Origin of the sequence: Proteiniborus ethanoligenes (genome assembly GCF_900107485.1) — a bacterium.
Taxonomy (GTDB): Bacteria; Bacillota; Clostridia; order Tissierellales; family Proteiniboraceae; genus Proteiniborus; species Proteiniborus ethanoligenes.
The window spans coordinates 1-14469 of the sequence record NZ_FNQE01000047.1 but is presented as its reverse complement, the minus strand read 5'-3'; the positions used below and the strand labels follow the sequence as shown (position 1 = coordinate 14469).

Below are 14469 nucleotides of genomic sequence, written 5' to 3'. Positions count from 1 at the left end.
TGGTGTAAATGTCCACTGGAAATCACCTGTGGCATTTACTACTGTTGTACTATCTGTCCAAGCTAGTGTTCCTGCTACTGCTTCATTAGAAGCATTCTTAAATGTTCCACTTAGAGTAGAGTCAGCTAGTGTTTGGCCTACTGTTACTGCTGTGGCCGCTACTGCTTCATCTACTACTGGATTTACTGCTGGTACTGGATTTGCAACTACATTTACATCTCCAGTTATCACATTATACGTAACTTGATCATCTGGTGTAAATGTCCATTCAAAATTACCTGTGGCATTTACTACTGTTGTACTATCTGTCCAAGCTAGCGTTCCTGCTACTGCATCTCCATCAGCATTCTTAAATGTTCCACTTAGAGTAGAATCAGCTAGTGTTTGGCCTACTGTTACTGGCGAAGCTGAAACTGGTGTATCCGTTATTGGAGCTACGGCTTCTTTTGCAGAAACATAAAATGTCAGTATCTTAGTAAGAGTTTTATCATGGGTGTCCTTAATTTGCACTCTTACACTATAGGTACCTTCTGTTAATGGTTTTTCTATGATTTTGAGGTCAGTTCCATCAATTACAAATTTACCATTATCCGCACCACCCTCACCTTCTACTAATGAGAAGGTAAATGGAGATGTGCCACCCGATACATACTCATCAAATGTTCCTGCTACAGCTCCTACTGCTACATTCGCATTGCTTTCTTGCAAATTGGCTGTCGCTGTGAAGGCAAAGTTTTCAATTTCTGGGTAATCTTCTGTCGCCGGGAAGGTGATGGTTAGCAGTCCCTTTTTAGGATCGCTGGAGTCAATTTCGAAAATTATGCTAGTTGCACCTGTATATTGGAAACTATTTTCTGTCAAACCTGCAAAAGTATAGCCATCTCTTGCCTCTAGACTAACCTTGGCTATATAGACTGTATTCCCTTTGAAGAATCCTGTTGCTTCTGTTTCGTTACCTTCTTCATACCACTTTATAGTTCCATCATATTCGACATAGCTACCACCATAACTCGTAAAAGGATCAGCTTTTATTTCTTCACCCTTTTGGGGCTTAGCTACTTGAGAATCATATATTGTTAAAGCTGTTACTTGTTCTGCCCCTGTTTTTGGGAAGACTGCTTTTACTACGCCTGAGTCGGCGGCATTTGTTACAGATGTTGCTCCTGCTACTTTGAAGAAGTTTGCAGCTACTCCATCAAAGCTATATGAGTGCTTGGCTGTTAAAGTGATGGTCGCCGTGTATTCTGTGTCTTTGACAAAGGGATTTTGGTTTGGATACCAGGTGATCGTACCAGTATATTGGGCAGTTTCGGTTATTGAAGTTACAGGTGTAGCACCTACTTCTGGTGCTGTTACTCCCTCTATGGCGGCGATATTAACAGTTTTAATCTCTGTGTAAGTTACTGTTATGGTTGTGTCGGCTATTATATGGAACCACAATTCGTTATTTCCATTTAATGAATCTCTCTTCTCTTCAACACCAATTTTAAGCGAATCTATTACATTGCCTGTTGGTGGAGTTACAGTTAGTTTCAAATACTGGTTATCAGCATAGGTTTTATGTTCTCCGAACACATCGGGGGTTTTGTCAACGGTCAGACCTTCACCTTCAAGGGTTAACTTATGACGAACCTTAACGGATGTTCCCGCTATTACCTTATCTTCGCTAGCATTATGAGTATTTGTTGCAGCTTTTCTTATTTTGACTTTGGTATTTTCATCTACTCCTGATAGGCCGGTAATATCTTTCTCGGTTATATTGGTGCCGATAACTTGATAGTCACCATATGTCGTGCCATCAATCGCCACTGCTACTTCAAGTTTACCTTGGCTTGGATTGATACCTCTGATATAGAGGGCATTTCCGTCAGATAGGTAGTAGGCGCTAATAGAGCCCTCTACATCCCCTACCACATTAGCTTTTACCACTGGACCAACAACGCGGAAGCCGTAGCCGGTGCTATTTGGATTGACAGCTTTGACGATTAAATATTTGCCAATGTCAGCCTCAACAATTGTATAATTCTGTCCGCTTGTGCCTGTTGAATCTAATATAGTATCCGTACTTTCGTCAAAATTCGCATCCTCGGAACGATACCAAGTATAGGTAACTCCACCAAAGACATGTTCTAGTCCCTCACTATCTGCCATCAATCCAACACCATAGACTGGGCTTCCGCTGATTTTTGGTGATCCCGTCTGGGCTGGCTTATCGCCTGTTGTTGGGAATTTTACTGTTACAGTTTTGCTACTTGAATCATAAGTTGTTGAGTCTGCACCTATTACGCTAAAGAAATTAGCTTCTGCAATTCCCTCTAAGGTATAACCTGCTTTAGCTGTAAGGGTAATGGTTGCTGTGTAAATCTGACCCAGTCCAAATTTATTATCTACAACACTAGGACTCCACTCAACTGTTCCTGTATATTGGTCATTTGCCCCTACTGCAGTTACAGGTACTCCATCCTTGGCTGGTATGGTTATACCTGGGATGTTTTTGAGGGTTACAACCTTATCAGGAGCTGATTCTACTGTAACTGTACATGTAGCTGTCTTCCCACCATCAGTAGTTGTTACTGTAATAGTTGTACTTCCTGCTGCTACTGGTGTTACTACCCCGTTTGATACTGTGGCTACACCTTCATTTGATGATGACCAGCTTACATTTTTATTTGTTGCTTTTTCTGGGGTTACTGTTGCTGTTAAAGTTCCTGTTGCTCCGCCTGCTGTTAAGTTCATTGTGGTTTGGTCTAAGGTTACCCCGGTTACTGGTATTGTTGCAGCAGTCACAGTAACATCACATGTAGCTGTTTTATTTCCATCATCTGTTGTTACCGTAATTGTAGTTGTTCCTGCAGAGACTGGTGTTACTACCCCATTTGATACTGTGGCTACACCTTCATTTGATGATGACCAGCTTACATTTTTATTGGTTGCTTCCGCAGGGGCTACTGTTGCTGTTAAAGTTCCTGTAGCTCCGCCTACTGTTAAGTTCATTGTGGTTTGGTCTAAGGTTACCCCGGTTACTGGTATTGTTGCAGCAGTCACAGTAACATCACATGTAGCTGTTTTATTTCCATCATCTGTTGTTACCGTAATTGTAGTTGTTCCTGCAGAGACTGGTGTTACTACCCCATTTGATACTGTGGCTACACCTTCATTTGATGATGACCAGCTTACATTTTTATTGGTTGCTTCCGCAGGGGCTACTGTTGCTGTTAAAGTTCCTGTAGCTCCGCCTACTGTTAAGCTCATTGTAGTTTGGTCTAAGGTTACCCCGGTTACATCTACCGCTGTTTCAACTACAGTAAAGGTAGCTGTCGCTGTTGCTGTGTTGCCTGCGGCATCTGTTGCTGTATAGGTTACTACTGTTGTTCCTACTTTACTGGTATCAATAGCTGATGGATTGGCTGTTACTGCAACAGGTCCATCAACATTATCCATTGCGGTTACTCCAGCAAGAACATCTACAGTTGAATCTTTTAATACACTCTTATCTGATACTCCTGAAATTACTGGTGGGGTAGTGTCTACTACTGGAACTTCTTCAACAAGCTTAGCTATTGCTGCATTGACTGCTGCAAACTTAGCATCTACCTCCGCCTGTGTTCCTTCGGACATTGCTTTTGCTGTTGCTAAATCAGTTTGGAATTCTGTCCAGCTTGCTGCTGTATAATCTGCTTTCATTTTAGAGTCAGCTTCTGCAAGAGCAGCTGTTAAGGCTGTTTTATCTACCACTGGAGCTGCCTCTTTAATAGTTACATTAAAAGTAGCTGTCTTGCCTTCATAGGTAACAGTTACTACTTGGTCTACTTCCGCGTTGTTACTATTAAAGCCACTTATCATGCCTGATGTTATAGTAACGGTTTTACTGCTGTTATCACTGTAGGTTGCTGTTACCACTAAACCTGTTAGGTCTATTGGATCACCAATTTCATATATGGTTTTTGTTGGCGGTGTGGTGATACTAATAGCACTTACTTTTATATTCGGTGTAGTAGATGTGCCACCACTACTGCTACTACCATTTCCACCAGTGCTAGGGGTGATAATTCGTTTAGGTGCTGTTACAAAGGTGGATTCTCTAATCTTGCTTCCACTTGCTTTTTCAATTTCACCCTTGCCTTTTACATCAACCTTGGAATCCAGTATAATTTCTTTTACTTCAGTATCTTCAGTAAGCTCGATTTTGACATCTTTTAACCCACGGGTTACTTCTATTTTGTCAATGGTGGTTTTGCCTTGGCTTATAACTTTTATTCCGTCGGCTTTTATAGTAACTGTTTTTATTTCTCCATTTAGGATTACATCTTCACCATTGTCATTTTCACTTATTGTTATAGATATTCTTTGAACATTTGCAGTTAAGATGCGAGCTGCCCCTGTTATTGTTCTTTCAATTATAATTTCCCTATATTCTCCACCATTAATATGGATACTATCTATCCCTCCACCACGGATATAGGTTTTACCTTCTACCTTTATGTTGTTTAGTGTTACATCTCCATCCCCTACTTCTTTGGCAATGGTTAAATCACCTTTTATAACTAAGTTTTGTAGGATGGTATCCTTAGCCTTTATTACCACATCGCCTTTAACTATCTCGTCGCCAGTTTCTGGTCCATATTTACCCGACTTTTCTATTAAGCTATAATCTACTTTAGCTGCTAGGTTGGCTAAAATTATGCTTTTGGATAATACTGCTGTTGCTTCCGCCCTGCTAGTATTTGCACTAGGTTTAAAGGTATTATCTGGGTAACCAGTTATTAGCTGATTAGAGCTTGCTATGGCTACTGCCTTCTTGGCCCATTCTGATATATCCTGACTGTCAACAAAAGTTTTGCCTTTGCTATTATCAGTCAAGTGTGCTACTTTTACTATTATGACTGCCATTTGTTCTCTAGTTATAGGATCATCAGGGCCAAATTTAGTGTCACTATAACCGTTGACAATGCCATGAGCATTAGCTGTCAATATAGCATCTTTTGCCCAATGATTAGATATATCATCAAAGTCTTTACCCTTTGCCTTGGTTAGTTTGAAAGCTTTTACTATTAAACTAACAAACTCTGCCCGGCTTATATCTCCATCCGGCTTGAAAGAACCATCAGGATATCCTTTGACGATACCCTCATTTATCATTTCATTGATTTGACTTTCTGCCCAATGACCCTTTATATCACTGAAATTATCTGCTAATGCCGTCATAGGCAGCATGCCTAATAACATACACATTGCTAGTAATATGCTTAAAGACTTTGTTGCCCTATTCTTATTCATTGCGTTCGCCTCCTATTTGTTATATTTTCATAATAATTGTGTCTTACAATGCATCCAGTGCAGCAGAGATATATTCTCCTGTAACTGAGGAATAAAAGAACCCATCTATGAGACCCATCATCTTTGCATCCTTTACCTTTTCTGCTATATCTGGGTCTGCATTTTCATCACAAAGTAGAGCAATTTTGCACTTTGGCAGAGCCTTTCTAACCTTTCTTGCAGTTTCAATTCGCCTATTTAGTGTGAAATTTGGCAATCGGGAAATTTCCATTAGGACTACATCTGCATTTAAGGCCTCACAACTAAGATATGGTTCATCCTTCCTGCTATGGTCTAGGATTTTCTCTGGCATCAACTCCCCCCTTTCTATCAGGTATTTGACAATAGCTCCAGCCAGTAAATTGTTTTGCATACTTATGACAATGGTTCTCAAGTGATATCACCCCAGTTCTTTAAAAAATGAATAGATATAAATCTAGCATTATATCTATTTTATAGGTTTATTTTGGAAAGCACATCCTACAAATGTAGGGGGTAGGCATATTTATTTTCAAAAAAATTAACCCTATGATTTCCCATAGGGTTAAATAAGATCCCACCAAGTTGGTCGGGATGACATTTTAATAATTTTTGTTTACAAGGCCACTCTTATCTGCTGCTACTGCAAGGCTGGTTCTGTTTTGTAGTCCTGTCATTTCCAGCATTTGTTGAATATAGTCACGAACAGTGTTGGCAGATATGCCAAGTCGCTCTCCTATTTCCCCATTGGTGTCCCCGCTGGTAAGTTCTCTAAGGACTTCTAGTTGCCTTGGGGTAAATTCTGTATTCCAAGCATAGCCTATTTGTAGGCTTGGTGTAGAGTCAGGATAGATGGACTCCCCTTCCATTGTCCTATCCATCAGTTCTAAGATTTCTTTTTCATCAGAACTTTTATACCAGAAGCTATCCACCCCTCCAGCCTTGGCACGATTGATAAAATCACATTCAGGTTGACTGGTGATGATGATGATTTTAATATCAGATTTGATTTTCTTGATTTTTGCTGAAATTTCTAAACCACTTACTCCTAAAGCAGTACATACATCCATCAAAATCAAATCCACAGAATGCTTGAGGCAATAGGTTTCTGCAAATCCTGCACTGGCTATGGAACCTATCACCTTATATCTTCCGCTGTTTTCTATAAAGTTTTCTAACAGTTTTTGTGCCATAGGGTCATCTTCAACTATCAATACTCTAATCATAATTATCAACCTCCCTTCCCCGGGGGAATCTTATCCAAAGTTTAAAAATAGGCTCTATATCAATCCTCATTCTTCCTCCTCGTCCTTCAATCTTTTCTCTGAGGGCTGATAGGCCTCCACCCTCTATAATTTCTTCCTTAGGCAAGATACCATTATTAGTTAGTTCTATAGTGTATTCTTCTTCCACTTCTTTTATGGTTAAATTAAGCTCTGTAGCCCCAGCGTGACGGACAGCATTGTTGAGTGCTTCTATAGCAGCTTTTAAGATAATATCTTTGTTTTCACTTTCTTGAGGTAATCTTCCCTCTAACTTCAATTCTATACCTATATCAAGGGCAGCTTCTAGTAGTTCTTCAAAAGCATTTTTTTCTTTTAGTCCCCTTCCAGTTAAGAGGGTGGCGATGTTTTTCTTCCATAAGGCCAGTATTGATTGTCCTTCTTTATCTAGTTCCTTGTTTGCCAAAGCCCTCCTTGTTGCAAGAAGGATATAGCCTAGTTCATTATGTAGTTGGGTTTTTGTGGCTAGTCGTTCTTCTTTTGATTTGATATGGGCTAGATTTTCACTATATTGATGTAGACGGCTATTCATCTTCATAAATTCAAGGTTTTTCTTTTTTAATTGGGACCTTAGTCCAAATAGTTCTGTAATATTAGTAGCAGTTATTTGCAGCACAGCCTTATTATTCACTTTAATAGGATTGCGGGAAAAAAACCAAGTCTCCCCATTGTCAAGCTGCAAAATAGGGGTCTGCCGGTTTACCTCCAAGCTATCCTCAAATTTTCTTCTCTTTTCCATGACTTTTTCCCAGAAGAATTCTCCATCCTGTAGTTCCCTGCCAGTAATCTTATGGCATAGCTGGTTCATGGACCTATTGGAAAGAAGAACAATACCATTCTTTGTTGAAAAACATAGTCCCATTGGCAAATTATCTATACTTTCTTTAATAGATGCTCTTGTAATAGATTCTTTCAAAGATTTCTTTTCTTTATATAACAAGCTAATGGATCCAGTCAATATAAGGAAAAAGATAATAACATATATGCTAACTTCTAGGTTCTGAAACTTTTTTATCATGAGAAGTAGGGCATTACTATTAGCTACTAGTGAAAGATCCATAGTTAGTAAGTAAAGTATGACAAAGGTAAGCAAAGTAAATCCAAGGGCAATATGGCAGATCTCACACCTTTTGCTTTGGCTAAAAGCATAGACTAAAATATAGAAATTTACTAGTATTAGAAACAAAAACATTATTGGGATTATACCTAGCATACGCCCTCACCTGCCTTTGGGAGCTCTATAGCAATAGCTAGACTGCCATCCTCTTCCTCTATTTTTATGTAACCACCTTTTTTAGCAAGTTGTTCTATACTCTTAAGTTTTTTCTTGTTTAATTTTCCTAGGGCTTGCTCTTCCCTATCTGCATCTATTTGCAACTTCAGCTTCACAAGACCCTTTGATATATTTAGGTTAATAAATAGTGCTTCTAAAGAGGGTAATATGGTTTCTATTATATCCTCATATAAATCATATATGAGAACTGCATTTACTGCCTTAATACTACCCTTGCAGGTAGCTTTAAGGGAGGCGGTAATTTTTCCTTGGGATATTGCTTCCATCGATTCCCTTAGACAGTATTCAAGCTCTTTTGCAGAAAATATACTCTTGTCTTCTTTAAGAATAAGTAGATTGCTTTGGCGTTTAATATATGTTCCAATAATACAGATTTCTACTAGTCTTTCTTGTAATAAGCCTGTATCATCGACTTCTTTTGACAGAATATTATCCAATAATTGAAGCTGGGGTTCTATCTTTTTTATAATCTTATTATATAGCCTAATCTTTTCATCTATTTTTATTTTTCTTTCCCTTAATTCTAATTCAGCTTGAAGTAGATTGTTTTCCTCTGATAGTCTTTGATTTATTTCTTCCACTTCCTTGATTAGTCTATTGACTTCTGAAACATCTTCCAACCAAAGGATTTGCCCCCCGGAAATGGGAAAGGTGGATTTTCGCATATTATCATTTATTTCCACAGGCATTGAGCTAGTTTCATAAAATATTTGATGGTTCTTATTCATGATTTTTGCTTTTAAATCAGATGCATAAAATAATTCTTCATAATAAATATTAGAGCGTATTAGGCCACTCTGGATAAGGCTTTCATAGATGGCCATAGTAAATAAGCAGAATATAGCTGTCATATCTCCTGCAATTATTCTCAAAAGGGGTATCTTCATTATATATAAAACTCCATATATTAGTCCTCCAATATAGGGTATAAAAGGTAGACATAATATCTTCTTGCTATGGGGTACCTGACTTTTTGCTATAGTTATTATAAGGGAGACAAGTATAGGTAGAACCATCCATAGCCATACAGGCCAATATAGTATTCCGTACTGATAATCAGAACCTGTCCAAATTTGCCCCTGGGGAAATTTGAATACCAGCTGATGGAAGTCATTGGTAAGTACAGATATGATAAGAATAATAGTGGGTAAGTAGGTTAGCCTTGTCCATTTTGGGAGCCTATAATCCTCCAGCTTCCCAAGGGATAAGGCAATAAATATTGTCAAAAGAGGAATTAGCAGCATGGGAATATAGTAGCTATACCAAAGCCAACGTTCTATGGCATAATTATCCTCAATATATATATATTTTATTGTACGAACCATAAACCAAAATAGCATCAAGGCTACAATGGCTATGAGAAACCTGAGAACTTGTTTTTGGATAATCCTTCCCTTAATGGATATACCCCAGCTAATAAATAGACCAAAATAAATAAGAGAATATATTAAACCATTATTCAAATATATAAGTCTAGGGCTTTGAACTACTCCAGGCAATCTTAATACCATGGTGAAAATAATCAGAAGTGTAACAATTGTTGATTTATATATAGTTCTTTTATTTAGGTATCCCATGTTCTTCACCCCTACTCTTATCGAAAATCAAGTTATCTTTATCCCTCTTTCAGAGTATTTTTAAATCAATATATACCAAAATTATACTATATCTATCGTCATTCATCAATGTAAAAGAATATTGGCAAGCAGGGCAAGGTGGTACACACCTTGCGATTTTGCATAAAATTCCCTTACGGGATTTCTGCCAAATCTGCTTGTTGGGGAGTATCCCCAATCCCCATTGAACACACAATAAATTGTGTGGCTACGCTCCCTTTGGGAGCTTGAAACTCATAAAATCTTACCTCTGTTTCTGTGATTTTTCTTTCTCTTTTTCTACTGAATCTCCTCCTAAAAGACGGTCAACATTTGCCTTTGCAGTCAGAATATTTTTCATTTCTTTTTTTATAGAATGATACTTTGTATAAACTTTTCTTTTTTCAGAAATTAGTTCTGTATATTCCTTTTGTAAAGCCTTTACTGTAGGTATTTTCTTAGTATCTAATTCATCAAAAGCAGCCTTTGCAGCCTTGTGCAAAATTAAATCAGCAGTATGTTTTTCATAGTATTTCTTGGAATATCCTGATTTACGGTAAGCAGTATAAATATCACGGGTTTTTGAATAACTTATTATATGGGTTTTAAGATTACCTATCTCCTTCATACGATTTTCAATGTTTTTAATCTGGTCTGATATTTCATTAAAGTTATCTGTTGAAAGCTGTGCTTTTTTCTCTAAATCCTCATATACAAGAAGGTTGTTTTCTGTTAAAAAGTTAATAGTCTGTGCCATCTGTTTTAGATTGAAAATCTTTGCCCATCGTTGGTAGCCTTCACCCTTTTCTGCTTGTAATTTTGACTGTATATCTACCAAAAGATTGACTGGGGATTGTTGCTTGCTAGCTACTTGTTTTCTATTACTATAAGGCATTTTACCTTTAATTATTTCCTTAATTTCTTCCTCCAAATATCCTTCACCAAGAGAACGCAAACGGATAAATCTCTTTTGCTGTTTATTCTTAAAAGCAAGATGTTTCCCTTGTTTAATAGAGTAGCCTGCTTCTTCCATTTGAAATAGAAAATCATCAAAATTTGTAGGCTTTTTTGAGAGTATTTCATCTATCGTATTTCGTAGATCTTGTGAATGAGTAATAGGCTTTTTATCTCCAAGCCATTTACCATAATGGTTTTTCCCACGCTTTGGATTCTCAATAATAGATAGTCCATTTTCAAGGCAAAGTCGATCAGATATTTTCCCCACAGCTTTACCAGAGCCTAAAAAATCTCTGAATTTTCTTGTACAATCTAAAGAAGTAGAATTATATATTATATGATTATGAATATGGGACTTATCTATATGGGTGGCTACAAAAAAAGCATGATTCCCTTTGGTAAATTTTAAGGCTAGTTCATAGCCAATTTTATTAGCAAGTTCTGGTGATATTTCTCCCGGCTTAAATGATTGCCGTATCTGATATAGTATCACATCATTTACTTGCTCTCTGCCCGTAATATTGGCATATATTTTCTTAGATAGTATAAATTCTCCTTTTACTGTTTTTGGATCACATTCATAGGAAGAAACATATTTACCCTCATTAGTTTTATCGGGATTTAATGCATAATCTATACGGTCAGAAATACAATCAGCTACGGATTTTCCCTTGTTTTTGTGCATGGAAATTAAGCGGGTTGTTGCCATTAGTATAACCTCCTTAATAGCATTAAAAAAGAGCCACCCTATGGCAACTCTCATTAATAAACAGTATGAATTTATTTATCTACTTATCTTTTTTCTCTAATTCTTTAATACTTTCTTCCATCAATTTATCAAAATCACTTTTATATAATGTATCTTGAATGACACGATATTTTTCAAACTCACTTTCTGCAAATGTTTTTGCAATCTTTGCAGTTACCTTACCCTTACCCGATAAAATTTCAGCATCGTTAAATTTCAAAAATGCATCTAATTTTTCTGCCCAATCAGCGCCATAGTCATGGGGATATGCCTTCTTGCTTGTCTTGTTGCATAGTCAAGATACATTGTCACAATTTCATTTAGTTCCTCTGCCTCATTTTTTGCTAAATAATTCTTAGCAATGGATACATCCGTTTTTACAATCTTGCCATCTGGTGCATTTCTCCAGCTAGTTAAACCCATGTGATCTTTTTTATGATTTGCCCTTGTGGTGATTACTTCTGCTGCTGTATTGCCGTGAATTGCATAGTGCATTTTATTTTGAACAGTAGCAAAGAAGTCCTTGGTAACTTTACTGTCTTTAGAATAATCAACTGCTGTAGCATATATATCAGTGATCTTCTGGTAAAACCGTCTTTCACTAGCCCTTATTTCCTGAATTTCAGAAATCAAATGCTCAAAATAATCTTCATCAAAAATTTGTCCATTAATTAATCTATTCTTATCTAAAACATATCCCTGCTTTGTAAAAGTATCTAATACCTTAGTTGCCCACTGCCTAAACTGTAATGCTCTTTCTGAATTTGTACGGTAACCAACGGCAATTATGGCTGATAATGAATAGAATTTATATTGATAGGTTTTACCATTATCCGCAACTTGTGCAAAATTTGCACAAGTTGAATTTTCGTCTAGTTCACCTGCTTCAAATATATTTTTCAAATGCTTTGTCACTACACTTCTATCCACATCAAATAGCATAGATATGGCTTTTTGAGTTAGCCACACATCACCATCTTGTACACGGACCTCTATAGAATCACTACCTGCATCTTTAGTAAAGACCATAAAGTCTACTGTACTATTGCGTATTTGTATATTCTTACCTTCCATATTTATATTCCTTTCTAATCACGATATTTTATACCAATCATATGTATAATGAATTCTTATATCATCTTTCTTAATTTCCTATTTACCTATTATATTAAATTATAATCCTTTGCCCTTCAAATATCAAACACAGAAAAAATAGCAGGCCTACCATCAAAAAGCAAGGGTCGAGATGAACGGCCACGCCGCCCTTGCTTTTCGCTGGCACTCCTGCTGTGTGTCAATTAAGGGTGAAAGCCTAAAAATGAACTTTCTGCCCAATATCGTATCCAAAGGCAAGTCTCCATGCCTGTGATACCTTGGTAAAAAATAGGGCTAAAAATAGGTAAGGGATATTTAAAATTAATATTCTTTTTAGTCTTGTATTCATAGGCTTTGCTCCCTATCTTTACTTTTCACCCTATCTGTAACTGTGTTTTTCACAAGCTGGGTAAACTTTTTAAGCTGTGAAAGTACGGAAGGCCTTTCTGCTCTTTTTACCATTTTAGCTGTAAAATCCGTAAATGCAGCAGTAATGGCATCTGCATCCCTGCCCTTGAAAAAGACCAGGTATTTAGATGGTTTTACGCTTCTATCTTTTTTAACAGCAAAATCAACACCGTATTTTCTTGCTGATCTTTCAAAGCTTTTAATATTTTTATCTGTAATTTCAATATTGGTCATTCCTGCATTTTGTTTGGCAAGGTCTTTAAGACTTTGCTTGCCTTGAGGAATTTCAGGGTATTTTTTCTTATCCTTACGCCATGCTAGATATTTTAAAATAGCCGCCTTTAAACTTCTTGCTGTAAGCTTTGTACCGCTTATTACTAGTGCTACTGTTCTGTTTTCTACTTCTTCCTGCATAGGTCTTCCTCCCTTCTGTTTTTGACATAGAAAAAGGCATTTTGTAATCCTCTTGTATCAGGTACAAAATGCCTTTAGGGGTTTCTATTTAAATCATGATTTACCAATGCCGAGTAATAACTATCTATGGTGGATGGTGCATTAAATAAGGTAGTCAGTAAATACCGCCTGATGTTACGGATATAGGTGGTGGTCTTATCAAGACATTCAAAGACATAGTCAATATGCAAACAATTTATCCTCAGTAGTTTTTCTTTTACAAGTTGTGCAGGGTAATCATCTCCTGCAACATTGATGGTGTCCTTGGTAGAACATAAAGTTTCCACCATTAGGTCTACGATTTCATCTAAACGCTCACGATTATGATTATCTTTAATATACCTATATTCAATATTTTCTAAAACCATTTCTTTTATTTCTGCTGGGCTATCACATCCAATCTCATCATATCTAATCTTTTTTTCTTGTGGCTCTTTATTTGATTGATACAGATTTGATGGATAAGGATTTGATACCTCCATATTTAATAAATCAGTATTTAATATATTAGTACTTAATTGGTGGGGGTTTCCCAAGATAGGCTCAGCCTGCTTAGGTTTTCCCAAGATTGGATTTTCCAATATAGGTTTCTCCTGTGCTTGGTTGTCCAAGATAGGATTATCCAGTATTGGATTTTCCCCTTTAGGTGGTGTATCAGTCATATCAAGGGTTTGAGGCTGTTCAAAAATAGTATATTCTGTAGTAGTCAGTTGCCCTTTTTCATTCCTTAACCGCCTACGAATTACATAGCCATTTACTTCTAGTTCCTTTACACCACTGTTAATACTATCTATGCCATCCTTACATATACAGGCAAGTCCCTTAGTCGTATAATCCCAGTTGTCTGGTAAAGAAAGCATAAGAGATAATAAGCCTTTTGCTTTTAAGGAAAGGTCTGTATTTCTTAAATGGTGGTTTGACATCACTGTATAATCCCGTGTTTTTTCTACTCTAAAAACTGCCATAAATATCACCTCTTTTCCTGCTTAAATATAGCGTTTGTCATAACTTGCAACGCTTGAAATCACTGTGTTCTATACAGTGATTTTTTCTTATCACTCAAAAATATTTCTATTTTCAAAAAGGGTTTTCGCCTCTTTATGTCAAATAATATAAGTACCACCAAATATTATATTAAGGAGGCGAAGCCCTTGTTTGAACGTCAATTAATCTTTAATAACATTGATTTATTTACATCTAATAGCAAAACAAAATTTTATGAAAAAATCTTCGATATCATTGATTTGTCTAGTTTCCCAAAATATCATTCGTCTAAAGTTGGACCTACTGGTTATTGTCTTCATGCTCTTTTAAGATCCTTTATCGTTATGAAAACTGAAA

The 14469-nt window shown here is 36.8% G+C and carries 9 protein-coding genes and 2 pseudogenes; 1 reads left to right on the top strand and 10 read right to left on the bottom strand.

Going from position 1 to position 14469, the window contains the following annotated elements; all coding sequences use genetic code 11:
- The 10 genes and pseudogenes from BLV37_RS14175 to BLV37_RS14135 all read right to left on the bottom strand — a co-directional run.
- Positions 1 to 5277: S-layer homology domain-containing protein (locus BLV37_RS14175; protein WP_091732960.1), on the bottom strand; the 5277-nt coding region annotated here is incomplete at its 3' end.
- Between the two features lie 43 nt (positions 5278 to 5320).
- Positions 5321 to 5629 (bottom strand): response regulator transcription factor, encoded by a 309-nt coding sequence (locus BLV37_RS14170; protein ID WP_091732957.1) that lies wholly within the window; start codon positions 5627 to 5629, stop codon positions 5321 to 5323.
- Positions 5630 to 5897: 268 nt separating this feature from the next.
- Positions 5898 to 6521, bottom strand: a complete 624-nt coding sequence (locus BLV37_RS14165) for a response regulator transcription factor (RefSeq protein ID WP_091732956.1) — start codon at positions 6519 to 6521, stop codon at positions 5898 to 5900.
- Complete coding sequence (locus tag BLV37_RS14160; protein ID WP_176967997.1) at positions 6514 to 7770, bottom strand: sensor histidine kinase; 1257 nt, start codon at positions 7768 to 7770, stop codon at positions 6514 to 6516. Before BLV37_RS14160 ends, BLV37_RS14165 begins: the two co-directional genes overlap by 8 nt.
- Before the next feature lie 14 nt (positions 7771 to 7784).
- A complete protein-coding gene (locus BLV37_RS14155; protein ID WP_091732950.1) occupies positions 7785 to 9449 on the bottom strand; it encodes a histidine kinase N-terminal 7TM domain-containing protein in 1665 nt (554 codons plus the stop codon).
- 283 nt (positions 9450 to 9732) lie between these two features.
- Positions 9733 to 11133, bottom strand: a complete 1401-nt coding sequence (locus BLV37_RS14150) for a relaxase/mobilization nuclease domain-containing protein (protein ID WP_091732947.1) — start codon at positions 11131 to 11133, stop codon at positions 9733 to 9735.
- A 79-nt stretch (positions 11134 to 11212) separates the two neighbouring features.
- Positions 11213 to 12246 (bottom strand): annotated as a pseudogene (locus BLV37_RS14145) (virulence RhuM family protein).
- A gap of 238 nt (positions 12247 to 12484) precedes the next feature.
- On the bottom strand, positions 12485 to 12616 hold the full coding sequence (locus BLV37_RS15485) for a hypothetical protein (protein WP_280140156.1): 132 nt from the start codon (positions 12614 to 12616) through the stop codon (positions 12485 to 12487).
- The gene (locus BLV37_RS14140; protein ID WP_091732945.1) at positions 12613 to 13089 is read right to left on the bottom strand and encodes a PcfB family protein; all 477 of its coding nucleotides are present in this window, start codon (positions 13087 to 13089) and stop codon (positions 12613 to 12615) included. Before BLV37_RS14140 ends, BLV37_RS15485 begins: the two co-directional genes overlap by 4 nt.
- A 74-nt stretch (positions 13090 to 13163) precedes the next feature.
- A complete protein-coding gene (locus BLV37_RS14135; RefSeq protein WP_091732942.1) occupies positions 13164 to 14093 on the bottom strand; it encodes a DUF6017 domain-containing protein in 930 nt (309 codons plus the stop codon).
- Positions 14094 to 14279: 186 nt separating this feature from the next.
- Between BLV37_RS14135 and BLV37_RS14130 the strand changes: the two are divergent.
- Positions 14280 to 14469 (top strand): annotated as a pseudogene (locus BLV37_RS14130) (transposase); the annotation flags it as partial.